Genomic DNA, 23925 nt, shown 5'->3' with positions numbered 1-23925 from the left:
GTCAGCCATCCATCCGGTTGGTTCGAACAACGTAGATGACGGTCAGCACGATCCCGCACAGGATCACAAGAAGACCGAAGGCGAATGCGAAAGGAATGTCGAGCACGGGCACCGTGAACGCCATTCCTCTCGCGTTGAAGCAGCACATCAGCACAAACGCAAAGTAGACAAGAACCTGCACGGCGGTGAGCGCCAGGCCGAAGCCCAGCGATTCGCCGCCTCCATCGTTGAGGTCGCGACGCATGAAAATCTCCGTCAAGTTGATTCGATCCGAGCGCAACCATATCGATGCGCCCGAGGTGCAGGAAACGATTAATTTCGATGAGACCGATCCGTTGCCCAGATGCCTGATGAAGGTGCATTGCCTGCACCAAGGCGGACGGCTTCGAGTGCTCCGAGCTAGAGCACCCCCGTCAGGAACTGGGCCTCGCCAAGGCCGAAGGACCAGTCCGCGTCCTTGTTCTCGACGAGGCTGATCACCACGTCTTCCGTACGCAGGCCGCAGTCCCTCTGCAGGTTGGCAACGAGGAGCCGGTAGAAGTCTCTTTTCTGCATGTCGGATCGGGGGCGGGTGACAACGGTCAGCAGCACCACGTTGTTCGAGCGCGGAAGATTCAGCCCCGTGTCGTGGATCACGAGTTCATTCGGTCGATGCTGCGTGACACATTGATAGCGGTCGGAGAGCGGCACCTCGAACGCTTGGACCATTGCCGCGTGGGCACTGTCGAGGAGCGCCAGCAGCTGCTCGTCGTCCCGGCCTTGAATGAGATCGAACTTCAAGAGTGGCATTTGCAACGCCTCTCAGATGCGGCGTTGCGCGTTGTGGATGATGTCGCGCGCTTGCCGCGCGGTCCGGTGCACGACATCGGCCGCCGACGGGACGTCGCCGATCAGGCCGATGGCCTGCCCCACCGTGACATTCGCGCAGTCGTAGTCGCCGGACTCATGCGCCGATTCGACGGCGCGCAGCTCCGACTCGCGCAGAGGTCGAAGCGCCTCTTCGTTCCCATGCCAGCGATGAATGAAGTCGTTGTGCATGAGGCGGCCGGTGTATTCCTTCGGCCAGGCTTTTCCGCGCACGATGTCATACACGGAGGTGCGAATCGTCTGCGATCCGCGCGCCTGCGTCACGCGGGTCTTGGCATTGGGGTGGATAAGGGCCTCCTGGGTTGCCCAGAAGCGCGTTCCCATCAAGACCCCATCGGCACCCAGCATCAATGCAGCCGCCAGGCCGCGTCCGTCCGCAATACCTCCGGCGGCGAGCAAGATTGTTTGCGGCCCTTTTGCTGCAAGGTAGTCGGCGACTTCCGGGACGAAGGTCATGGTGGTTTGCCGGTCGAAGCCGTGACCCCCCGCCTCTGTTCCCTGCGCCACGACGACAGCCGCACCGACGTCGAGCGCGCGCTGCACGTGCTCGAGCGTCTGCACCTGGCAGATCAGTGGAATCTTCGCCGCATGCACCTTTGCGGCGAAGGGCTCGGGATCGGAGAACGAGAGCATCAGGCACCGCGGCCGGCGCGCCAGCGCCTTGTCGAGCAGCGACACATCCCGCGCCATCGACCAGGTGATGAAGCCGCAGCCGATGGACGCGTCGCCCGCCAGGTCGAACTCACGCTCCAGGACTTCGTGGCTTCCGTATCCGCCGCCCAGGAGGCCGAGTGCGCCGGCATTCGACACCGCCGCAGCGAGCACGCCGCCAGAGGCAGGGTCCATGGGCGCAAGTGCGATCGGATATTGCAGGCCGAACTTTTCGGTGAAGCGGTTGGTGAGCATGGGACTCCTCGACATGGGGTGGTGGAAGGCCCGGATGCTAGGAAGCCGATCGAATCCTGGGAAACGATTTGTTTTGATGCCGCCAATCTGTTGAACAGATTGCTTACCGGGCTCTTCCGGCAATGTCTTCAGCCTCGCGATGCCGTATGCACTCAGGGCTAACCATGGGCTTGGCGCCACCAAAACTGCCTACGATGCCCCTCTGTGGGGCGCATTTGCACCAACCTGTTCGACGCGCCTCGTTTTTTGCAGGTACGCATCTTGCGGAAGCTGCTTGCTGATTGAAGTCATCAGCCGTTTCGATCTGATTTGGAGATGCATATGGAAGTTGGAGATCTCACAACCTTTGCCGCAGTGGCTCGCTGTGCGGGCATCACCAAGGCCGCAAAGGAACTTCACACGGTCCAGTCCAACGTCACCAGCCGCATCAAGGCGCTCGAGGACGAGGTCGGCCTGCCGCTGTTCGAACGCCACAGCCGCGGCGTTGCCCTCACCAGCGCTGGCATGCGCCTTTTGCCTTACGCCTCTCGCGCGGTGGCTCTGCTGCAGGAAGCGGCCGCCAACGCGCGCGACGACGGCCAGGCCAAGGGGCCGCTGGTGATCGGCTCCATGGAGACGACCATCGCGGTGCGTCTGCCGGAAGTGCTGGGCCAGTTCAACGCCCGCCACCCGGCCGTTGAGCTGGTCGTGCGCACCGGGCCCACGGCCGAGCTGATCCAGAGCGTCATCGACAACGAGGTAGACGGCGCATTTGTCGCGGGACCGATCGATCACCCCCGGCTGAAGGCCGAGAAGATCTTCGATGAAGAGCTGGTGCTGGTCACGTCGCGGCGATGGCCCCATCTTGCGGCCCTGCGCAATGAGGCAGCGCCGCTGACCGCACTCATGTTCCGGACGGGCTGCTCATACCGCCAGCGCCTCGAGCAGTTGCTCGTACAGCTCGGGCGCCCTTCCTATCGGCGGCTTGAATTCGGAACGCTCGAAGGCATTCTGGGCTGCGTTGGCGCCGATGTCGGCGTCACCCTGCTGCCCCGGTATGTGGTCGCCAGGTCGTTCGCACACGAGCGGCTGGTCGTGCACGAAATCGATGCCTCGATCTCCCGGGCGCCTACGCTGCTCGTCACGCGCCGGGACGCCTTCGAGTCCACCGCGATGCGGATGTTTCGGGAATGCCTGGCGCGTCCCGCGCTGCGCCAGCTTGGCGACTTTCCGGTGAGCGACATGTTCGAGCCAGCGGCTGCCCCGTGAGCCAACTGGGCGAGTCCGCTCGCCCCCTCCTATTGACCGGAGACTCGGGATTCGAATTCATTGCGTCGCAGATAGCCGGGTGCCAGCAGCGCAATGCATTCCACACAGTTCTGCACCGTGTCGTAGTTCACTCGCACGTCCATCTGCGGAAGAGACCATTTCGCGAAGCCCCAGACGACCATGGAGTCGTCCCACCCAAGAGGCGGTGCGGGTATCTTCTGCCGCAGCATTGGCGGCGTGTCGTCGAAGTCGAGGCCGAAAGGCAAGGTGCCTTCCCACTTCTGCGAAGGACCGAGCCGGCCCCTGGTCAGGTTCGCGCCGGCAAAGGACGGCGTGCCGTCATCGGCAGGCCTGGCGGGATCGAAGTACAACTCGAATCCGAAAGCCCGCCGGCGGTCGAGGTGTCCGTCCTCGCTCTGCGCCTTCCAGTTCTCCACATCGAAGGACCCGAACGCCTGGCGGAATTCGGGGGCATCCATCGACTTGCCGAAAAGGCCCACGAGCACTTCATGATTCGGATACTTTGCCGGCCGCACCAATTCGCTCTCTGGGTAGAACAATCCGAAGGACAGGTCGAAAACGCCCGGCTGCTCGGGCCGGGTGATGTCACCCGGCTGGTAGGTCACGCTCATGTAGCGCTCGCCGAACCACCAGCAATCGCGCAGGTAGCCGTGCAACTTGTCTTCGTGCTGGGTCATGCGCTCGCGAACCTGCTGGCGCGTATCGCTCCAGGAAATGCCGTAGGGCATTTCGCCGGCGTATGGCAAATACTTGCCTTCCACGCCCGCGGTGACCGTCACGGTGCGCAACTGCAGCGTACTGTTGCCCCATTGGCGCGGTGGCCTGTTTTCCACATAGGCAAGGTCCTGGAACGACAGGCAGAGACCATGTTTGCTCAAGCGAAAGAGAACCTCGTAAGGGCTCTTGAAGGGAGACGGTTTCTCCGGCCGCCGGCGCACGCCGAGTTGCTCCAGCGCCGTGACCAGCTGCGCATTCGTCGAGTCCGCGCCCAGCAACGAAAGAAAGCTGAACAGGCTCACCGCGCGTCAATCCTGCTTCATCCAGTACGAAACCACTCGAATCTTGCCTGGGCTCTTCCACTGGATCGTCAATCTGAAATCGGGCAGCTCCCAAAAATGGATATCGAGGCGACCCACGCGGGTTGGGGCACCCAGCTTGCCCACTGCATCGGCCACTGTGTCGGAAAACCGCAGGTCCTTCCACAGAGGGCCCTTGTAGCTCTCGTACTCGTCCTCGTGGCCCCAGAAACCGCATTGCGTCAGCAAGAACGGGCCTTCGCCCACGTCGTGATACTCCTGCTCGAACACCAAGCCTGCATCTTTGTACGTGAAGCCTATGCCCAGAGTCGGCGCGCTGACGTTGTAGATCTCCAGGCCACTATCGAGCTTGACGGCATCGGGCCATACGATGCCGAAAGGCGCCACGACCTTGCTCCCCGGTTCGCTGTCGAATGGCTTGGCGATCGCAGAGACAAAGTCCTGGGCCTCCGGATATCGATGCGGCGCTTTCATAAGATTCCTTTCCATGGATTCGTGCTTCGCTTGCCTTCGAGGGCGTCGTCGATCAAGTTGTTCAGAAATTTCTTGTACTGATCGTTCGAGATCTTGTCGATGACCTCCGAGGCCTCTTCCAGGGCCTTTGCGCAGTCCTTGTGATTGTCACTTTTTTCGATGGCGTCCCTGTGATTCCTGGTGTCGCGACGCGCCGCCCCAGCGAGGTCTTTCGAGTCTTTGTAGTTCTCGTGGTTCCCGGTGGTGGGACTTGCTCTGTGGATCTCCTTGGGCACGGCGACGGTCTGTGCGTGGGTGTATATCTTTCCGCCTTCACGCTGCCCGTTCTTTCCCACCTTTCCGAACAGCGAGTCACGCTGTGCCGGCGTCAGATCGATGCCATCCTCGCGCAGCATCTTTTCGGCCATGTCCTTGAGCGAGGCCACATTGGGAATGTGATCCCGCTCCATCTCATTGCCCAGGAAGTCGCCAGCCTGTTTGCCGTAAGTCGCCCGCCCGCCGCATTTCGGCTTCTTTCCCTTCTTGACCTGCGAGTCATTCTTTTTCGAACCACCGCCGCCGCCCGCCTCGGCCTTTTGCGCGGCCTCCTTCTCGAGCTTCTCCTTGGCCAGCCTTTCTGCCGCTTCTTTCTCCAGTTGCTCCTTCAGCAGCTTTTCGGCCAGCTCCTTCTCGGCTTTCTCCAACGCCATCTTGCCGCCCTTGTAGGCCAGCTTGCCAGCCTTCGTGGCGGCCCCGCCGCCAGGAATCAGGTTGGCGGCCGCGGAGGCACCCGAGATTGCGGCGTTGACCATGTCGCCTTCGGCCGCGTAGATGCCCGCATTGATGCCATCCGAAAAAATGCCGACGACCGGGATGGCGCCGCCCACGTCGAGCACCGTGTGCACCACCGAACTGCCCCAACTGCCCCACCAGCCCTCTTCCTTCGGCGTTTCGGGCTTCACCTCGGGGTTGGCCTGTGTCGCCTTGCCGGCGGTCGAAGGCGTCTCGCCGACCACGGAGCCGAGCGTGTTGCCGTTCGCATTGGTGCCGGGCTTGCGGGGTTTGAGTTCGGGCAGTTCCAGCGTCGGTTGAGCCTGGCGAAGCTCCTCGTACTGTTCGTGCGACATGTGCCACGTCTTTTCCGCCGGCCCAAGGTCGGAGGGAAAGTACAGCATCGACACCGAATCGGCGTTGTTGTAGCCCACCAGGCGGCCGCCACCGCCAACCGGCCTGCTGAAAGCGGGATCGATGTCGATGGTGACCGTCATCGGCGCCCTACTTCCCGTTCATCCAGAACAGATCGTCATGGCGCACGAGCAGCTTGCCTTCGGCGCGCACGGTTCCGCTGTGGTCCTTCGGGTAGCACTTGCCCTGCACGGTGCCGCTCTTCACGCCCTTGGCCGCGCCGGCGGCGTCGCCGATGGTCGTGGGCACGATGCTCATGTCGTACACCACCACCGGATGACCGTTGGCGCGCACGCTCCTGGCCACCGATGTGGTGGTCTCCAACTGCGCGGTAACCGGATAGGGCACAGGCGGAATCGAGCTGCCCATCGGCGTCTTGCAGACGTCCGGCGCAAGGCTCACCACGCGCCAGCTGCCATCCTTGCGGGCCGTGACGTTGGCGCTCATTGGTTGAGCGCCACGTTTCGCGAACGCACCAATGGCGCCTGCGGATCGGTCTCGAAACGGGCCTCGACCACGCGCACCGGCGCGTCCGACGGAATCCATGTGCGATGCACCAGCGACAGCGCCATGGCTTGCGTATCGATGAGAAGCGTGTCCGTGACCATCGGCAACGGCAGCAACGCGCCGTTGTCCAGTCTTGCCAGCACGAGCGCGCGGTGCCCCGGCAGGGTGACCGACAAATGGCCCTCCGGGGTCGTCGCTGGGTCGCTGAGGTTCCAGAGTTCGATGCACGCGTCGGGCGGAAGGTAAGGGATCTGCTGGTCGACGGGCGCGGCATTCCAGTAGCCGAAGTCGAAATCCTTCGGCAACCACGGGTGACGCTGCTCGAGCCACGCGTCGTCATACGTTCCGGCCAGCGCGAGCCGCGGCGCCCAGGCCCTGCCGACCACTCCCAGGCCGGCGGGCGTCTCGCCATAGCTCCTGGCCGTCTCGGCCATGGTCCGGGCGTCCTGGTTGACGCTCGCATGCCTGGCGATGACCGGCTGCCGCATGCGCACGCCGGCCGCTTCGATCTGCGGGGCCGCGATGCGCTCGACCTCGGGCTGTCCTGCGCTGCGCGCCTCTTCGAGTTCGCGCTGCTCGATCCAGCCGCGCCCGAGCGGATTGGAGAAGCAGACTTCGTCGAGCAGCGGCGGCTCGTCCTTTGGAGCACCGGCCCGGCGCAGCAGGCTCCGGCCTCCCAAGGCGTATTCCCAACGCATCGGCAGGCTGGCAATGGCTTCCGGCGGCGTACGCTCCCAGTTGCGCTTGTCGCGCCGGTACAGAACGGCCGGGCCGCTGATGCGGAGCCGCTTGTCGAGCACGGCCCGAGGCGCGGCAAGCGCCTGCGCACGCTGCGTCTCGCTGTCCCATTCTTGCTGCTGCCTTGGCGTCAATCGCGCGCCCGGATGAAGGGGCCGCGGCGGCTGCGGCAACTGCAGCCACTGTGGCCGCGCCGTCACTTTCACGCGCACTTCCCAGTCGGACGCAGGCACGCCGCAAGGCGCATGAGCGATGGCGTTCACGATCACGTCGCAGCGCGGCTTGTAAGGTGCAAGATCGCTCTCCTCGCGCGGGCTCGACGCGCCCTCTTCACCCCAGTATTCGTCGGCAAGCGTCAACGGCACGGGTCGGTCGTCATTGACTTCGGCTTGCCACTGGCCGTGCCGCCCGCGCACGAGCCTGTAGCCAATCTTCATGGCGACGACCCGGTATTCGCGGTCGCTTGGCGTTGCGGCGCGAAAGCACATCGCATCGAAAGGCGTGAGGTTGCGAAACTCCACCGCGGCGCTCAGTTGAAGTCGATGTCGTTGCCGCTGATCTGCACGGGACCGCTGGCCGTGAAATCGAACGACGAGCCGCTGATGGTGACCGCGCCGTCCGACGTCATGACCAGCGAGCTCTTGCCGCACACCAGTTGGATACGGTCACCGGCCTGCAGGGTCAGCGTGTTGCCCACGTCCACACGCTTGGACTGGCCCACCTGCTCGGTCTGCATCAGCGCAACGCTGGTGTTCATGGCTGCGCCCACGGTAATCTGGTAGCCGAGGCCGATGGTCAGCGCCTTGGCCAATCCGATGGTCTCGGCCTTGGCCAGCGCAATGGTTTCCATCTTCGCGCCGCCGATGGTCACCGTCCGGTGCTCACCGATGTGAATGGTCTCGTTCAGGCCCACCTTCTCGGTCCGGTTCATGCCGATGCCGATGGTTTCGTTGAGATCGACGGTCTCGGTGCGGTTCTTGTGGATGGTGATGGTCTCGTCGCCGTCCACCGTCTCGGTGCGGTTGTTGTGCACCGTGATGGTTTCGTCATGATCCACCGTCTCGGTCCGGTCGTGCTTCACATGCACGGTCTCGTCGTGGTCGATGGTTTTGCTGCGGTCGTTCCCCACCCAGTGCGTCTCGTCGTGCTCGACCTCGATGTCCTGGTTGCGTTCGGCGTGCAGCCACACCTGCTCCTGCCCCTTCTTGTCCTCGAAGCGCAGCGCGTTGGCATTGGCATCGGTCGCGCCTTCGGAGCTGCGTGTGAGCAGCCCGCTCTGCGTGGCGTTGTCGGGCAGGCTCCACGGCGGCATGTTGTCTGCGTTGTAGACGCGACCGGTGACGATCGGACGGTCCGGGTCGCCGTTCTCGAAGTCGACGATCACCTCCTGGCCGATGCGCGGGATCTGGATGCCGCCGAAGTTGGTTCCGGCCCAGGGCGAGGACACGCGCACCCAGCACGAGCTGTTCTCGTCCTTGGTGCAATAGCGGTTCCAGTGAAAGCTCAGCTTCACGCGGCCGTATTCGTCGGTCCAGATCTCCCGGCCCGCGGGCCCGGTGACGATCGCCGTCTGTGGGCCAGTGGTGCGCGGCCTCGGCACCGGCGGTGCCGGCGCCCGGAACACCTTGTTCGCCGGAATGACCTCGAAATCGACGCGGCACTCGAACTCTTGCTGCGCGCTGGCATCGCCCACGTCTTGCAGCCGGAGATGGGCTTCCGTCACCAGGTACTGCCGGTTCGATTCGTTGTGCGGATGGCGCTCCAACGTGAGCAGGCAGCCCGGCACCACCGCACGCAGGTTGCCCGAGCCGCTCGCGCGTTCGCCGCGGCTGCCGGTTTCTTCCATGCGCGTGCGCACCAGCTGTTCGCCTTCGGACTCCACCACGTAGTCGCCCGGCCAGCCATAGCGCTCCCAGGTGTTCTGCGCCGTCTTGCGCGGCATGGCGCTGACCTGCTGCAGTTCGGCTTTCGGGCGCTTGAAGTCGAAGTCGCTGGTCACCCAGCGGCCGCTTTGCAGCTCTTCGCACGCATTGAAGCGGTCGCAGTGCTCTTCGCGCACGGTGGCCTCCGCTGCGTGAAACGGAACGGTCTGGTAGCCCGCATGAGCAAAGGGCTGGTGCGAGGCCATGTCGTCGACGATCACCAGCTTGTGGCTCTTCTCTTCGTGCTCGAAGTAGAAGTACAGGCCCCACTCGTGCAGCAGCCGCGCGACGAAGTCGTAGTCGCTTTCGCCGTACTGCACCTGGAACTCCCGCGGTGGATAGCTGCGCGTGGCCCGCACGTCGAAGGGCAGCCCGTATTTGCCGAGCACCTCCCGCGCGATGTCCAGCACGTTCTGGTTCTGGAAGATGCGGTAGTCGCTGGTGCGCGTGGCCAGGGTGAGCCAAGGCTCGATCACCGCCTCGTACAGTGCGCGCCGGTTCTCCAGCCGCAGGAAGCGCACGCGCGTCACAAGGCCCGAGATATGGCGGCGCTGGGGGCCCGAACCCGGCCGCCCGTCGAGCACGATGTGCGCGGTGAGCGCCTCGCCCACCAGCTGCTTGATGGCCACATTGGCGGCCTGGCGCTCGTTGTAGCCGGACTGCTCGGGAGTGGCCAGGGTCAAGGTATAGCCGAACAGGCTGCTCAGCCCTTCACTGCCGTCGATGGCTATCGGCTCCAATGCCGGTTCGCCGCCCAACGTGGGCATGGCCGACGATGAAACGCTGAGAACACGCGCAAGCTGCGCGGAGCCTGTTGGCATGGATTCCCCCTGAGTTGACCGGCGGAAAGAAGCACGCTGCGCAACGCCCGGGACCTCAGAAACGAGGCCCCGAGACGTCGGACGGCAAGAGGCTCAAGCCTCCCGGTTTTCCTTGATGTTCCAGGCCAGAACGGTTTCGGCGCCCTTGCCGCCCTTGTCGGTCTGTTCCCAGTACTGCTGCTTCACCTTGGCGGCCTGGAAGGCAAACTGCACCAGCACCGCATCGCTGCCCTGCTCGGCCGTGTACTGCACCGAGGTCACCAGCACTTCTTCGAGCGTGACGCGGGTGTATTCGATCTGCGAGCCGCCGGCCTTGCACACCGACACTTCGACCTTGCTCAGGTGCTTGCCGCTTGCGCAGTTCTTCATGACGGACGGGGCCGCCTTGTCGATGCGTGCAAGAACCTGCAGGTCGTTGAAGCTTGCCTTGCCCACGCCGCCGCCACCGCCGCTGACCATGTTTCCAGGCTGCGTCGCTCCCCATGCAAACGACTTGATATCCGTCCAGTCCTTATGGTTCGAGTCCTTGGATTCGCCGTTTGCGCCCTCGACGCGCATGAACATGTCTACTGCCATGGTGATTTCTCCTGAAGTCATTGAAAGCAAAAAGCTGTCTGGTGCCGACAGCGCGATATGCATCAATGAGCTTCCCTCCGGAGTCATTGATCACGCATGTGACTCTAGAAAAAGTCCGTTACTCATGCGTGACGAAAATTTCTACTTGCATTCATTTGTCGAACATTTGTGAAATTTTTCCATCAGAAATTGGGAGTAATTTCCAACTCGATATTGCTTTCTGTTTAGTTCTCAGCAGGGCAGCGCAAAGTCACTCCTCTGCCAACGCGCCATGCACGATGCCTGTGCCGGCATTCTTCTTCTGTGCCTTGATGACGAAGGCCACAATCTGCCACGCGGTGAAGACGGCGATCAGCGCCATGAGCGTGCCGCTGATGGGCCGGTTGATGAACACATTGAAGCTTCCGCGGCTCAGCAGCATGGCCCGGCGGAAGTTCTCTTCCAGCATCGGCCCGAGGATGAATCCGAGCATGAGCGGCGCGGCGTCCAGTTCGAGCCGCATGAACATGTAGCCCATGAAGCCGAAGGCGGACGTGATGAAGACGTCTTCGAGATTGTTGTTGACGCTGTAGGTGCCAATGCAGCAGAAGAACAGGATCGACGGAAAAAGCACGCTGTACGGAATCTTGAACACCGAGAGCCAGTAGCGCACCAGCGGCACGTTCAGCACCAGCAAGAACACATTGCCGATCCACATGCTGGCCACCAGGCCCCAGAACAGCTCGGGGTGCGCGCCGATCATGTTGGGCCCCGGCTGGATGCCCTTGATGATGAAGGCCGCGAGCATCAACGCCATTACTGCGTTTTCGGGAATGCCGATGCTCATCAGCGGAATGAAGCTCGTGCGCGCGGCCGCTTCATCGGCCGCCGCTTGGCCGGCCACACCCTCGATGCAGCCGGAGCCGATCTCATGCTTGTACTTGCTCACCTTCTTGTCGAGCGCGTAGGCCGCAAACTGCGCAATGGTCGGGCCGCCGCCGGGCAAGATGCCCAGCAGCGAGCCGACCACGCTGCCGCGCAGCGCGCTGGGAATGATCCGCTTGAACTCCGCCCAGGTGGGAATGAGGTTGATCTTGCCGTTGAAGGGCGAGCGCTCCTCGCGGGAGTCGAGGTTCTTGGTAATTTCTGCAATGCCGAAGCACCCCAGCGCGATGCTCACGATGCCGACACCGTCGGTCAAAAACGGCATGTCCAGCGTGAAGCGCGCCATGCCGCTGTTCACGTCGGTGCCAATGGTTCCCAGCAGCACGCCAATCATGCACATTGCCAGGCCGTTCAGCAGGCTGCCTGTGGTGACGAAGCTCACGCACACAAAGCCCACCAGCATCATCGCGACGTAGTCCGCCGGGCCGAACAGGAAGGCGACCTCGCCCAGCATGGGCGCGAAGAACGACAGCACCAGGATGGCCACCGTGCCGCCGATGAAGCTGGAGAAACCGGCCGTGAAGAGCGCCAGGCCGGTCTGCCCTTTCAGCGTCATCGCATACCCGTCGATGCAGGCCACGATGCTGCTCGCATGCGGGATCTTCATGGTGATGGCGCTCACGCTGTCGCCATATTGCGCACCGTAGTAAATGCCGGCCAGCATGATGAGTGCGCCGGTCGTGGGAATGGAATAGGTCAGCGGCAGCAGCAGGCTGATGGTTGCCAGCGGTCCGAGGCCCGGCAGCAGGCCGACCAGCGTTCCCACCGTGCAGCCGATGGCGCAGAACAGCAGGTTCTGCCAAGTGAGGGCGTGCGAAAAGCCGAACGCCAGGTTGTTGAGGACTTCCATATCTCGCCCCTCAGAAAAGTGGCAGGTTCAAGCCGAGGAGTTTCTGAAGCGCGAACGCCATGGCGATCAGCCCGGCGGAAATCTTGACGTTGCGCAGCCACGAGTTCGAGCTGCCCGCAAAGGCCGAACAGAACACCATGAAGACGATGCCCGCGGCCATGTCCAGGTACATCGAGATCAACGCGAAGCCGCAAAGGCTTGCAAGAATGAGTGCGATGTTCTTGAAGTGAAGGTCCAGCCGAACCGGCTCGACAAAGAACGACCGCACCACGGTCGACACGCCGATCAGCAGCAGCAGGCTGCTCACCATCACCGGAAAAAGCCCCGGCCCCGCACGGCTCAGGTCTCCGATGGGATAGCGAAGCGCCGTAAGGCCGAAGGCCAGCGCAATTGCCATGAGGAAGAGCCCCCTGGCAAGATTTCTGTTTTTCATACGTGCCCGATGTGGTGGGTTGTCGAACGCAACGGCATGCTCTTGCGCCGGCCTGATCGCAATCTGACCCAGCCGCGAGGGGAACTACGTATCTGCGGACACCGACGCCGTTGACCGCGATGGCCGGCTCATGTATCAAGCGAGCCTGGAGACGTCCCGCCCTTCTCCAGCTTCTTCCATCCTTTTCATGGAGTGATTAGTGGCACAAGAAAAAGTCGATCCAGGTTTGAATAGTTCGGTACTACGCCGGAAGCTTCTTGGCGGCGTGGGCGCCGCGGTAGGCGCCTCCTTCGTCTTTCCGCGATGGACGCACGCGCAAGCTGCCTCCGGCAAACCGGTTGCACCGCCGAGCACCATCACCCAGCCGCCGCGCGACTTCGGCCCGGGCGGGACGCCGACCACCTACTTCACCGACCCCGACGTGCTCACCGTCGACCCGGCCTTCGATGGCCTGCGCCAGCCCAACGCCCCCATCCAGCGGCTGTGGACCGGCGCGCTGTGGTCCGAAGGGCCGGCGTGGAATTCCGTCGGCCGCTTTCTGGTGTGGAGCGACATACCGAACAACCGCCAGTTGCGTTGGAGCGAAGACGACGGGCACGTGAGCGTTTTTCGTGCGCCTTCCAACAACAGCAACGGCAATACCTTCGACTACCAGGGCAGGCAGTTGTCCTGCGAGCACCTGACGCGGCGCGTGGTGCGCTACGAGCTCGACGGCTCAGTCACCGTCCTCGCCTCGAGCTTCAACGGCAAGCGGCTCAACTCGCCCAACGACATCGTTCCTCACCCTGACGGCAGCTACTGGTTCACCGATCCGCCCTACGGCGCCCAGCTCTACGAGGGCGCGGTAGATGCACCGGGCGGGCCCGCGAACAAGGCCGGCCGGCTCAACCCGAGGCTTGGGCAGCCGCCCGAGATCGGCTCGTACAAGCGCGAACTGCCGACCGCGGTGTATCGCCTGGACAAGAGCGGCACGCTCACGCAGGTGGCCGGAGAAGACCTGGTGCCAGACCCGAACGGCCTGTGCTTCTCGCCGGACTTCAAGAAGCTCTACATCGTCAGCACCGGGCAAGGACCGGGCGACACCATCGCAGGCGGCAAGGGCGACATGTATGTGTTCGATGTCGGCTCCGACAACAAGCTCAGCAACGGCAAGCTCTTCAGCAACTTCATGGTCGACGGCGTGAAGTGCGCGCCCGACGGCGTGCGCGCCGACGTCGACGGCAACCTGTGGTGCTCCAGCAATGCGGGCCGCAACGTGGGCTACAGCGGCGTCACGGTATGGACGCCGCAAGGCCGGCTCATCGGACGTATCCGGCTGCCGGAAGTCTGCGGCAACGTCTGCTTCGGCGGCCCCAAGCGCAACCGCCTGTTCATGGCGGCGAGCCAGTCGCTGTATGCCGTCTACACGGCCACCCAGGGCGCGGCGCCGGGCTAGGCGCTACTTCAGGGTGGCGCCGCCTCGCGCGAGATACTGACTCGAGAGGCGGGCAAACTGGCCGCCATCGGTGCTGATCGACGTCTGATGGCTGCCGCCCGGACTGAAGACGATCGCGAACGTGTGGGTATCGCCGTACTCCTGCGTGTTGCGCAGCATGTAGTCGACATGGTTGTTCCGGTAGTGCTGATCGGTACCGCCGGGCGTGTCGGACGGCACGCCCATCGGTGTCTGCCACCACAGGATCGGAAGGCCATTGCCCAGGGCCGCGCGATAGGCCGAGATCTGGCTCTGCGACTCATGGAAATTCGGAGAGGCCTGGTTGGTTGCGTCCCAATAGAACGGCCCGCTTCGCCCCGTGCATTCCTCGGGAGGCGACGGGACTTCGCGGCAGCCCGCGTCACGGTCGCTCGTCTGGGCAACGATGAAGTCCGCCTGATGTGCCCCGACCGCTTTCATCTGCGCGCCGATCTCGGCAGGGGTGCCGCTCCAGAAGGCAGGCGGAAACCCCATCAGCGCCTTGGGCGCGATCTGCCTGCCCATCTGCACAAGGCATTGGCCGAGGCCTGCAACGGTGTTCGGCAACCCTGCGCACTCGGGCTGGTTGTTCACGGCGGCTGTCATCCGCGTCGCATCGCGACCGGGTGCTTGCGACGCGACGAATCCCCAGAAGTCCGGCTCCAGATTGACCAGAACGGGCGTACCGAGGGCTGCAATGCGCTGGTACATCAGGCGCACCTGCGCCCAGTAGTTGTTCATGAAGGTGGCATCGTTGAGGATGCTCAGATTGCCCTCACCGCTGGTGGCCATCTGGTAGAGCGTGAACATCGGAACCGCGCCGTAAGCCTGGATGGCCTGCGCGGTGAATGTGACATAGGCGCCGTCCGGGCTGTTCCAGCTGGGCCAGGCGCCTGAGCCAACGCCCACGAGGTAGGTGTCGACGATGTCCGGGTGAATGTCCTGGCTTTTCATCAGATCGATCGGACTGCCTGCACCTAGCCCAAGCAGCACCCGCGCGGGCTTGCCGAGCGTGGTCACCAATGCGGTGGTTGCCGGGATGGGCGGAGTACTTCCTCCTGCATTGCCGGCGCCACTTGCTCCACCTGTGCTGCCCGTGTTCCCTGCCCCGCCGGTACTCTGGCCATCGCCGCCTTGGATAGCACCGTTGCCGGCGAACCCGGCCAGACTGCCCAGGCCGCCACCCTGACCGCCACCACCACTTCCTCCGCCACAGCCAAACAGAAGCACCGAAAACACCAGTGCTGAAATGCACCCTCGAAAAAACATGATCATGAAAAGCGCTTGTTGATTTAAAAAAGAGTCCACCGCGGCAGTCAGCGCACGATCCATGCCCGCGTTGCGCTCGAAGAAAAGCACGCGAATTACCTCGAAAAGGTGACACGCAGCGTCGCTTCAGGCTCGACGTGCGACAAAAAAGAAATACCGCAGCGCGAGTAGAGACGGCGACCGACGTTTTTTTTGTAGAGTCGAGCCTTCGATGAAAAAAGCGCCCTCTCCTCCGTCGCCCGAGACGGCTCCAGATACGTCCATTGGCCCGAGGTCATCGAACGACGCGAGCTCCCTCGCCCGAAAGACGGACGCGCAAAAAAGCCGAGTCATTTTCGGTACTACTTTGTTTGTAGTCTTTGTGTGCGTGGCGTTGCTGGTCATGAACGCGTGGCTGGTCATTCGCGCGCGCACCGCAGAAAACGAGCAGATCGAGCGGGCGAACACCAACCTCGCACGCGCGGTGAGCCAGCAGATCGACAGCACCGTCGCCCTGGCCGAACACATCATCTCGGGCATCGTCTTCGAACTCGAGCGCGCGGACATCACGCCCGAGACGCTGCAGCGTCTTCAGCCGGTGCTGGTGAACCATGCCTCCGAAGTCCAATCCATCAAGGGGCTCTTCATCTACGACGAGCAAGGCCGCTGGCTGGTCTATTCCGAGGCATCTCCGGCGGGTACCAAGAACAACTCGGACCGCGAGTACTTCATTTACCACCGGAACAACCCGAGCGCGCGAACGCTGATCAGCGGGCCCATCGTGAGCCGCTCTTCGGGCGAATGGGTGATCCCGGTCTCGCGAAGAATCAACGACCCCGACGGCAACTTTGCCGGCGTGGTGCTGGTCACGCTCAACGTCAAGCACCTGCTGAGCGTGCTGGACCGTTTTCAGATCGGCGAGCAGGGAGCGATTGCGCTGTTCGGAACGGACCAGCTCCTGGTTCGCCGCCCCTTCAGGGAAGCCGATATGAACCGGCGCAACACGGACTCGCCGTTCCAGAAGCGCTTCCAGGCTTCGCGCTCGGGCACTGTCGAAGGAAGATCGGCGATCGACGGCGTGACGCGGATCATCAGCTTCGAACACCTGCTGGACTATCCGCTCTTCGTGACCGTTGCCGTCGGCAAGGACGAGGCGCTGCAGGAATGGAAATCCGCATCGATCTATCAAACGACCTGGGTGGTCCTTCTGTGCCTGATCGTCGGCGTCTCGGGCCGCTACCTGATCCGGTCGATGCGGAGGCGGCTGGTGGCGGAACTGCATTTGCGAAGCGCCCGCGACGCACTGACCGAAGCCAATGAGCGCCTGGAACATCTTGCACAGGAAGATGGGCTCACAGGCCTGGCCAACCGCCGCTACTTCGACGCCCGCCTGCTCTTCAACTTCCAGCAGGCGCTGGAAGGCCAGACGCCGCTGGCGGTCGTCATGGTCGACGTCGACGAGTTCAAGAAGTACAACGACCTGTACGGCCATCTCGGAGGCGACGAGTGCCTGCGCCGGATTGCCCACGCGCTGCGCTCGGCCGTGTGGCGCTCCGGCGACCTGGTCGCGCGCTACGGCGGCGAGGAAATGGTTCTGCTGTTGCCCGCGACCGACGCCGAAGGTGCGCTCGAAGTTGCACAGAGGGCGCGGCTGGCCGTGGCCGATCTGCGTATTCCCCATGCGGCGTCGGCGCTGGGCACGGTGTCCATCAGCCTTGGCGTGGCGGCCGGAGTGCCGCAGCCCGACAGCACGCCGTTCGAGCTTTTGAAAGCCGCGGACGAGGCGCTCTATCTTGCCAAGCAGGAGGGGCGAAACACGGTCATGGTGCACGAGTGAACTGTTGAGTCAGGTTCGCGCAAGCCGCCCCGCCGGGATGACGCTGCGTTTAACCTTTACCCAATCGCTCGACCGGACGCCCGGCTGGTAGACGCTGCCCGCGCGCTTGGCCACCAGGCCTTCCAGTTTCATCGGCATCACGACGTCGGCGAAAAGCTGGGCAGCGCCCGATTCGAAATGGTCGACGTACATGATGTATGGCCGCGGCCTCTTCTTGAAAATCGCGGCGAGCGCGGCCTTGCGCTCGAGCAACGGCTGCTGCGTGATGTCGACGCCGCGGTGCACCAGCAGATCGAAGACGCAGTAGACGACGTTCGGGCCACCCGGATAGCGGCCCCGGGCCCCGCGATCCTGCAGCTGGCTGAAGTCGCTGCGGCCCGCCTGGTCGAACACGCAGACCTCGCCGTCGACCACGCACTGCCCGCTTTTCAGCATGCCCAGGCTTTGCGTGACCTCCGGAAACCACGTGGTGGCATCGGTTCCATTGCGCGTGCGCAGCTGCACGGCGCCGCCGAACTCGGCCAGCACCCGATAGCCGTTCAACTTCAGTTCGTAGATCCATCCCGGCTCGTCGAGGACGATGGGACGTTCGTCGAGCAGCATCGGCTGGTAGCGGTCGAGCTTGGCCATGGCGGGACGCTGTACCTCGCGGCATCGGCTGGCTGTCAGCCAATGTCGCAATCTGAAGCCGATGCCGTCCATGATCGCCAGGGGTACGATCCGGTGTCATCCGCAGGCCGCCCATGCTCCTCCACGTCGACGAAGAAATCACTTTCCGCAAGCTCGAGATCCTGCTGGCCTTCATGGAAGCCGGCAATCTGGCCCGCGCGGCGGAAAAGCTCGACATCAGCGCCGTCAGCGTGCACCGCGCCCTGCATTCGCTGGAAACCGGTTTGCGCTGCGCCCTGTTCCGGCACGAAGGCCGCAACCTGCACCCGACCGAAGCCGCCCATGCGCTGGCCGAGGTAGCGCGCGATGTGCTTCGCACCATGTCCGAGGGCGTTCGCGCCACGCGCGAAGTTGCCGGCTACTCGGCCGACCGCATCCGCATCGGTTCGCTCTATTCCCTGACCAGCCGCACGGTGCCGCAGCTCATCATGGGCATGAAGCTGCGCAAGCCCGACCTGCACACCGAGCTTGTGCTCGGCTCCAACGCGCACCTGCTGCAGAAGCTGCGGGACGGCGCAATCGACGCCGCGCTCATGGCCATTCCCGAAGATGTTTCCGACGTCGAATCGGAACCGCTGTTCGAAGACGATATCCAGTTTGCCGCCCCCGTAGGCTCCCCCTACTCCGCGCTGGCCGAGATCGACCTGAGCAGCTGCGCCGGCGAGCGCTTCGTGAGCCTGAGCGAAGGCTTCGTCACCTACAGGGGGTTTGTCGAAACCTTCCGCATCGCCGGATTCACGCCCAACGTGGTGATGAAGACCGACGACATCTTCTCGCTGATGAACCTGGTGAGCGGCGGCGTCGGCTACACGCTGCTGCCGGGGCGGGTGCGCGGTGTGATGCCGCAGAAGGTGCAGCTCATTCCGCTGCAACCCCGGTACTTGATGCGCCAGACCATCGCGCTCAACTTCCTGCGCACGCGCGAGCGCGACCCGAACCTGCTGGCGCTGCTGTCGGTGTGCCGCCTGGCAAGAGCCGAACTCGGCTGAGGGTTAAGCACCCGGCCGATCAGGGTTAACCCTCGATCGTTTCACAAGGCGTAAAGGTCGACAACGCCGCTTCATTGATCGTCCCGGAGGGGGTGCGTACCGTACGGACCCAGACGCGTGGTGCCATGTGCGTCGTACCTAAAACACCGGAGACGCATCGATGAGTTCACATTGGATTTCGATTTACGCGCTGGTCGGCATGTTCGTGCTGGCCACCGTGCTGCCCATCAACATGGGCGTGATCGCCTTCGTCGGCGCGTTCCTGGTCGGCACGCTGGTGGCCGGCATGAACACGAAGGCGATCATGGGCGGCTTTCCGGCCGACCTGTTTCTTACGCTCGTCGGCATCACCTACCTGTTCGCGCTGGCGCAGAACAACGGCACCATCGATTGGCTGGTGAGGCTGGCGGTGCGCGCGGTGCGCGGTCGCATTGCCGCCATTCCCTGGATCATGTTTCTCATTGCCGCGCTGCTCACGGCGGTGGGCGCGGTCAGCCCGGCGGCTGTGGCCATCATTGCGCCTATCGCGCTTGGCTTTGCCGCCAAGTACGGCATCAACCCGCTGCTCATGGGGTTGATGGTGGTGCACGGTGCTCAAGGGGGCGGCTTTTCGCCGATCAGCATCTACGGCGGCATCACCAACAAGATCGTCGCCAAGGCCGGCCTGCCGCTGAACGAGGTTGCCACCATGCTGGCAAGCCTCGGGGTCAACCTGTCGGTGTCGCTGCTGCTGTTCTTCCTGATGGGCGGCATGAAGCTGCTGCGGCAGCGAGCGAACGCCGATGGCAGCGCCCCGGTCGTGCCACGTGCATCGCACGGGCAGAGCGGCGCGCAGGTGTATGGCGATGCCGAGGGCGAATCGTTTCCCGAAGAGCGGCGCATCGCGGCGCGGGCAGAAAACTCGCTGATGGAGTCATCGCGCGCCGAAGCCGCGCAGCCTGGCTCGCATGCCTACCGCATCGCCACCGTGGCCGGACTGCTTGCGCTCGCCGTGCTGACGCTGTTCTTCAAGCAGGACATCGGCTTCGTCTCGATCAGCATCGGCCTCGTGCTGACGCTGATGGCGCCCAACCTGCAAAAGCGCGCGCTGGGCCAGGTGTCGTGGCCGGAAATCATGCTGATCGTGGGCGTCAGCACCTACGTGGGCGTGATGGACAAGATGGGCACGATCGACTTCGTCGGCCACAGTGTGGCCGGGCTCACCTCTCCCATGATTGCCGCGCTGCTGCTGTGCTTCGTCGGCGCGGTGGTCTCGGCCTTTGCCTCGTCGACCGCGGTGCTCGGCTCGCTGATTCCGCTGGCGGTGCCGTTCCTGCAGGGCGACAGCGGCGTCAGTGCCATCGGCTTCATCGCGGCAATGGCCGTGTCCTCGACCATCGTGGACGTCAGTCCGTTCTCCACCAACGGCGCGCTGGTGCTTGCCAACGCCAAGGGCGTAGACCGGGACGTGTTCTTCCGGCAGCTGATGGTGTACGGCGCCATCGTGACGCTGGTGGCGCCGGTGGTGGTGTGGCTGCTCTTCGTGGTGCTGTGAGGGCGCCGCGGTTTTCGATCGAACTTCAACTCATCTTCCTATGATCTCCAGATCCTGGACCTCCAAGGCCGACGACCGCAGCATGCGGTTGGCACGCGCGGCCGATGCACTCGGAAACCGGCTCGCCGGCAAGTGCGTCGACACCGAAGCCATTGCCACCCTGCTCGAGTCGGTGCTCTCGCCCGGCGACCGCGTCTGCCTGGAGGGCAACAACCAGAAGCAGGCCGACTTCCTTGCGCGCGCCCTGGTCCAGGTCGATCCGGCCAAGGTGCATGGGCTGCACATGGTGCAGTCGGTGCTGGCGCTGCCGGAGCATCTGGACGTTTTCGAGAACGGCGTGGCCGCCCGGCTGGACTTCAGCTTTTCAGGGCCTCAGGGTGCGCGGCTGGCCAAGCTCGTGTCTGCCGGGCGCATCGAGATCGGCGCCATCCACACCTACCTGGAACTGTTCGCGCGCTACTTCGTCGACCTGACACCCAAGGTGGCGCTGGTCGCCGCGCAGGCGGCCGACGCGGAAGGCAATCTCTACACCGGCCCCAATACCGAAGACACGCCAGCCATCGTCGAGGCCACGGCGTTCTCGGGCGGCATCGTCATTGCGCAGGTCAATGAAATGGTCGACGGCAAGACGACCACCCTGCCGCGCATCGACATTCCCGCCGATTGGGTGAGCTTCGTCGTGAAGGCGCCGCGGCCCAATTTCATCGAGCCGCTGTTCACGCGCGACCCGGCGCAGATCAGCGAGGTCCAGATCCTGATGGCGATGATGGCGATCAAGGGCATCTACGCCGAGTACGGCGTGCAGCGCCTGAACCACGGCATCGGCTTCGACACCGCGGCCATCGAGCTGCTGCTGCCGACCTATGCGGAGTCGCTCGGCCTCAAGGGCAAGTTCGGCAAGCACTGGGCGCTGAACCCGCATCCGGCGCTGATTCCGGCCATCGAGGCGGGCTGGGTCGAATCGGTGCATTCCTTCGGCTCCGAGCTGGGCATGGAAGACTACATTCGCGCGCGCTCCGACGTGTTCTTCACCGGCCCCGACGGCAGCCTGCGCAGCAACCGGGCGTTCTGCCAGGCGGCGGGCCATTACGCCTGCGACATGTTCATCGGCTCGACGCTGCAGGTCGATCTGGACGGCAACAGTTCCACCGCCACACTGGGCCGTATCGCCGGCTTTGGCGGTGCGCCCAACATGGGCGCCGACGCGCGCGGACGCCGGCACTCGAGCCCGGCCTGGCTCAAGGCGGGGCGTGAAGCGCGCGCCGGGCGCACGGGCGCAGCCGGCACGCCGCGCGGGCAAAAGCTGGTGGTGCAGATGGTGGAGACCTTTCGCGAGCACATGCAGCCGGCCTTCGTCGACCGGCTCGATGCCTGGACGCTGCAGGAGCAGGCCGGCATGGAGCTGCCGCCGATCATGATCTACGGCGACGACGTCTCGCACATCCTCACCGAAGAGGGCATTGCCAACCTGCTGCTGTGCCGCAGCGACGAGGAGCGCGAGCAGGCGATTCGCGGCGTGGCCGGCTACACCGCGGTGGGCCTGGCGCGCGACAGGCGCGCGGTCGAGAACCTGCGCGACCGCGGCGTGATCCGCCGGCCGCAGGACCTGGGCATCGATCCCCGCCAGGCCACGCGCAATCTGCTGGCCGCACGCAACATGCGCGACCTGGTGCGCGCCTCCGGCGGGCTGTACCAGCCGCCCAAGCGTTTCAGAAACTGGTAGCAGGAGATTCAACGATGAGCGACGTTCCCGCAGGGCTTGAAACCCTGGACTTTTCTTTTTCCGGCGGCCGCCAGGCCGGTGCCTTTGCGCCGGTGCTGGTCGGCGTCGTCGGCTCCGGCAACCTCGAGGTCATGCTCGAGCCAGACGCCGGCAACGGCTGCGCGGTACGTGTCGAAACGTCGGCACGTGGCTTCGGCCCCATCTGGCAGGCCGTGATGAACGACTTCCACGCCCGCCATCCGCTGGCCGGCGTGCGCGTGTCGATCAACGACATGGGCGCCACGCCCGCGGTGGTGAGCCTGCGGCTCGACCAGGCGGTGGCGGAGATCGCAGGAGGCCGGCCGTGATCAGCTATGCCGAATGCTCGGCGCGCGAGCGGCTGGCGGTGCTGCTCGACGCCGACAGTTTTCATGAATGGCTGCCTCCGAGCGAGCGGGTCACCAGCCCGCATCTGGCGCAGCTTGGCGTGCCCTGTGCGTTCGACGACGGCGTGGCGGTCGGCCGCGCAATGCTCGACGGCCGCAGCGTGTTCGTGGCCGCGCAGGAAGGCGCATTCATGGGCGGCGGTGTCGGCGAGGTGCACGGCGCCAAGCTGGTCGGCCTGCTGCAGCGGGCGCTCCGCGACCGGCCGGCGGCCGTGCTGCTGCTGGCCGAATCGGGCGGCGTGCGCCTGCACGAGGCCAACGCCGGGCTCATCGCGGTGTCGGAAGTGATGCGTGCCCTGCTCGACGTGCGCGCCGCCGGCATCCCGGTGATCGTGCTGATCGGCGGCGCCAACGGTTGCTTCGGCGGCATGGGCATCGTCGCGCGCTGCGCCGACTACATCGTGATGAGCGACGTCGGCCGGCTGGCGATGTCAGGCCCGGAGGTGATCGAGGCCTCCCACGGCGTGGATGAATTCGACTCGCGCGACCGCGCGCTGGTCTGGCGCACCACCGGCGGCAAGCACCGCTGGCTCACTGGCGACTGCGATGCGCTGGTGGAAGACGACGTTGCCGCTTTTCGCGCGGCGGCCATTGCGGCGCTATCCGCTTCGAAGCCATTGACCTTGGCTGCGCTGGAGCAGGAGCACGTGCTGCTCACGGAGCGCTTGCATGCCCTGCCCTCCACCGGCGCCACCGGCTCCACTGACAGCGACGAAGCAACCCTGCTCTGGACCGCGCTCGGCATTCCCGATGCGCAGCAGGTACCCGAGCTTTCAGTGGATGCCGTCCGCGCGCTGCGCACCGTTTGAACAAAGACAGAGAGAGGCAATCCATGCAGTGGAATTCACTCGTCACCCAGCTCTTCGGCCCGTACCACGGCATGCGCGAAGACGGCGATTTTCTGCAGGGCGAAGTCATCTTCGAGGGCGAGCCTGTTGCGGTGATCGGCACCACGAACCACGCACCGATCGGGGTGCGGCTTGCACTGGCGCAAGCCCGCGTGGTGCTGGACACCGTCACCAAGCACCCGGGCCGGCCGATCCTGCTCTTGATCGACACCCAGGGCCAGCAACTGCGCCGGCGCGACGAACTGCTCGGCATCAACCGCGCGATGGCGCACCTCGGCGCGAGCATCGACCTGGCGCGGCGGCGCGGCCACCGCGTGATCGGCCTGGTGTACGACCAGGCGCTGTCCGGCGGATTCATCACCTCGGGCTTGATCGCCGACGCCTGCTACGCGCTGCCTGACGCCGAGATCCGCGTGATGCGCATTCCCGCCATGGCCCGCGTGACCAAGCTGCCGGAAGAAAAGCTCACTGCCCTGTCGCAGTCCAACCCGGTGTTCGCGCCCGGTGTGCAGAACTACGTGGCGATGGGCGGCGTGCGTGCGCTTTGGCAAGGCAACTTGCAGGCCTGCCTGCGCGAGGCGCTGGCGCACACGCCGACGGAAGACCAACGTGCGCAGGACGGCGCCGAACGCGGCGGGCGCCGCATGGCCGCCGCGGTCGTGCAGCGCGTGCTTGACGCGGCCTGACCGCGCCCGGATACGAAAAACCGCC

The 23925-nt window shown here is 64.3% G+C and carries 23 protein-coding genes; 9 read left to right on the top strand and 14 right to left on the bottom strand.

Annotated features, from left to right (window positions below):
* Nucleotide 1 precedes the first annotated feature (1 nt).
* From V9L21_RS15245 to V9L21_RS15235, 3 genes are all read right to left on the bottom strand, one after another.
* Nucleotides 2-244: a DUF485 domain-containing protein gene (locus V9L21_RS15245; RefSeq protein WP_258506275.1), complete on the bottom strand. Its 243-nt coding sequence runs from the start codon at nucleotides 242-244 to the stop codon at nucleotides 2-4.
* A gap of 155 nt (nucleotides 245-399) precedes the next feature.
* Nucleotides 400-789 carry a tautomerase family protein gene (locus tag V9L21_RS15240; protein WP_337313182.1) on the bottom strand — a complete coding sequence of 130 codons (390 nt, stop codon included), beginning with the start codon at nucleotides 787-789 and terminating at the stop codon, nucleotides 400-402.
* A 12-nt stretch (nucleotides 790-801) separates the two neighbouring features.
* A complete protein-coding gene (locus V9L21_RS15235; protein WP_337313180.1) occupies nucleotides 802-1773 on the bottom strand; it encodes an NAD(P)H-dependent flavin oxidoreductase in 972 nt (323 codons plus the stop codon).
* A 321-nt stretch (nucleotides 1774-2094) separates the two neighbouring features.
* On the opposite strand from V9L21_RS15235, the gene V9L21_RS15230 reads away from it, so the two are divergent.
* Nucleotides 2095-3021 (top strand): LysR family transcriptional regulator, encoded by a 927-nt coding sequence (locus tag V9L21_RS15230; protein ID WP_337313178.1) that lies wholly within the window; start codon nucleotides 2095-2097, stop codon nucleotides 3019-3021.
* A 29-nt stretch (nucleotides 3022-3050) separates the two neighbouring features.
* Here the strand turns inward: V9L21_RS15230 and V9L21_RS15225 are convergent, their stop codons facing one another.
* The 9 genes from V9L21_RS15225 to V9L21_RS15185 all read right to left on the bottom strand — a co-directional run bounded on the left by V9L21_RS15225 (nucleotide 3051) and on the right by V9L21_RS15185 (nucleotide 12488).
* Nucleotides 3051-4061, bottom strand: coding sequence for a hypothetical protein (locus tag V9L21_RS15225; RefSeq protein WP_337313177.1), 1011 nt, complete (start codon nucleotides 4059-4061; stop codon nucleotides 3051-3053).
* 6 nt (nucleotides 4062-4067) lie between these two features.
* Entirely contained in the window at nucleotides 4068-4553 is a 486-nt protein-coding gene (locus V9L21_RS15220) for a hypothetical protein (RefSeq protein WP_337313175.1), read from the bottom strand.
* Nucleotides 4550-5800: a hypothetical protein gene (locus V9L21_RS15215; protein ID WP_337313173.1), complete on the bottom strand. Its 1251-nt coding sequence runs from the start codon at nucleotides 5798-5800 to the stop codon at nucleotides 4550-4552. The genes V9L21_RS15220 and V9L21_RS15215 overlap by 4 nt, the downstream gene beginning before the upstream one ends.
* A gap of 7 nt (nucleotides 5801-5807) precedes the next feature.
* Entirely contained in the window at nucleotides 5808-6164 is a 357-nt protein-coding gene (locus tag V9L21_RS15210; protein WP_258506288.1) for a DUF4150 domain-containing protein, read from the bottom strand.
* Nucleotides 6161-7483, bottom strand: coding sequence for a DUF2169 family type VI secretion system accessory protein (locus tag V9L21_RS15205; RefSeq protein WP_337313170.1), 1323 nt, complete (start codon nucleotides 7481-7483; stop codon nucleotides 6161-6163). The genes V9L21_RS15210 and V9L21_RS15205 overlap by 4 nt, the downstream gene beginning before the upstream one ends.
* Nucleotides 7484-7491: 8 nt before the next feature.
* Complete coding sequence (locus V9L21_RS15200; RefSeq protein ID WP_337313167.1) at nucleotides 7492-9705, bottom strand: type VI secretion system Vgr family protein; 2214 nt, start codon at nucleotides 9703-9705, stop codon at nucleotides 7492-7494.
* A 93-nt stretch (nucleotides 9706-9798) separates the two neighbouring features.
* Nucleotides 9799-10281, bottom strand: coding sequence for an Hcp family type VI secretion system effector (locus tag V9L21_RS15195; RefSeq protein WP_126746719.1), 483 nt, complete (start codon nucleotides 10279-10281; stop codon nucleotides 9799-9801).
* Between the two features lie 250 nt (nucleotides 10282-10531).
* The gene (locus V9L21_RS15190; protein ID WP_337313166.1) at nucleotides 10532-12055 is read right to left on the bottom strand and encodes a tripartite tricarboxylate transporter permease; all 1524 of its coding nucleotides are present in this window, start codon (nucleotides 12053-12055) and stop codon (nucleotides 10532-10534) included.
* A 10-nt stretch (nucleotides 12056-12065) separates the two neighbouring features.
* Complete coding sequence (locus V9L21_RS15185; RefSeq protein ID WP_337313164.1) at nucleotides 12066-12488, bottom strand: tripartite tricarboxylate transporter TctB family protein; 423 nt, start codon at nucleotides 12486-12488, stop codon at nucleotides 12066-12068.
* 226 nt (nucleotides 12489-12714) lie between these two features.
* Between V9L21_RS15185 and V9L21_RS15180 the strand changes: the two genes are divergently transcribed.
* Nucleotides 12715-13923, top strand: coding sequence for an SMP-30/gluconolactonase/LRE family protein (locus V9L21_RS15180; RefSeq protein WP_443304945.1), 1209 nt, complete (start codon nucleotides 12715-12717; stop codon nucleotides 13921-13923).
* Between the two features lie 3 nt (nucleotides 13924-13926).
* On the opposite strand, the gene V9L21_RS15175 is transcribed toward V9L21_RS15180, so the two are convergent.
* Entirely contained in the window at nucleotides 13927-15300 is a 1374-nt protein-coding gene (locus V9L21_RS15175) for a hypothetical protein (RefSeq protein ID WP_337313162.1), read from the bottom strand.
* 292 nt (nucleotides 15301-15592) lie between these two features.
* Between V9L21_RS15175 and V9L21_RS15170 the strand changes: the two genes are divergently transcribed.
* Nucleotides 15593-17026, top strand: coding sequence for a sensor domain-containing diguanylate cyclase (locus V9L21_RS15170; RefSeq protein ID WP_337313160.1), 1434 nt, complete (start codon nucleotides 15593-15595; stop codon nucleotides 17024-17026).
* 9 nt (nucleotides 17027-17035) lie between these two features.
* Here the strand turns inward: V9L21_RS15170 and V9L21_RS15165 are convergent, their stop codons facing one another.
* A complete protein-coding gene (locus V9L21_RS15165) occupies nucleotides 17036-17656 on the bottom strand; it encodes an ATP-dependent DNA ligase (RefSeq protein WP_337313158.1) in 621 nt (206 codons plus the stop codon).
* Nucleotides 17657-17769: 113 nt separating this feature from the next.
* Here V9L21_RS15165 and V9L21_RS15160 point away from each other — a divergent pair, with 113 nt between their 5' ends.
* From V9L21_RS15160 to mdcE, 6 genes are all read left to right on the top strand, one after another.
* Nucleotides 17770-18684: a LysR family transcriptional regulator gene (locus V9L21_RS15160; protein WP_337313157.1), complete on the top strand. Its 915-nt coding sequence runs from the start codon at nucleotides 17770-17772 to the stop codon at nucleotides 18682-18684.
* Between the two features lie 160 nt (nucleotides 18685-18844).
* The gene (locus V9L21_RS15155) at nucleotides 18845-20218 is read left to right on the top strand and encodes an SLC13 family permease (RefSeq protein WP_337313155.1); all 1374 of its coding nucleotides are present in this window, start codon (nucleotides 18845-18847) and stop codon (nucleotides 20216-20218) included.
* 40 nt (nucleotides 20219-20258) lie between these two features.
* Entirely contained in the window at nucleotides 20259-21941 is a 1683-nt protein-coding gene (gene mdcA / locus V9L21_RS15150) for a malonate decarboxylase subunit alpha (protein ID WP_337313153.1), read from the top strand.
* Between the two features lie 14 nt (nucleotides 21942-21955).
* The gene (gene mdcC / locus V9L21_RS15145) at nucleotides 21956-22288 is read left to right on the top strand and encodes a malonate decarboxylase acyl carrier protein (protein ID WP_126749912.1); all 333 of its coding nucleotides are present in this window, start codon (nucleotides 21956-21958) and stop codon (nucleotides 22286-22288) included.
* Nucleotides 22285-23175 (top strand): biotin-independent malonate decarboxylase subunit beta, encoded by an 891-nt coding sequence (locus V9L21_RS15140; RefSeq protein ID WP_337313150.1) that lies wholly within the window; start codon nucleotides 22285-22287, stop codon nucleotides 23173-23175. The genes mdcC and V9L21_RS15140 overlap by 4 nt, the downstream gene beginning before the upstream one ends.
* A 23-nt stretch (nucleotides 23176-23198) precedes the next feature.
* The gene (gene mdcE / locus V9L21_RS15135; RefSeq protein ID WP_337313148.1) at nucleotides 23199-23900 is read left to right on the top strand and encodes a biotin-independent malonate decarboxylase subunit gamma; all 702 of its coding nucleotides are present in this window, start codon (nucleotides 23199-23201) and stop codon (nucleotides 23898-23900) included.
* Nucleotides 23901-23925: the final 25 nt, after the last annotated feature.

The organism is Variovorax sp. CCNWLW235, from assembly GCF_037204085.1.
GTDB lineage: Bacteria > Pseudomonadota > Gammaproteobacteria > Burkholderiales > Burkholderiaceae_C > Variovorax.
Note: the sequence above shows the minus strand (reverse complement) of the source record. Positions and strands in the feature narration are given on the sequence as shown.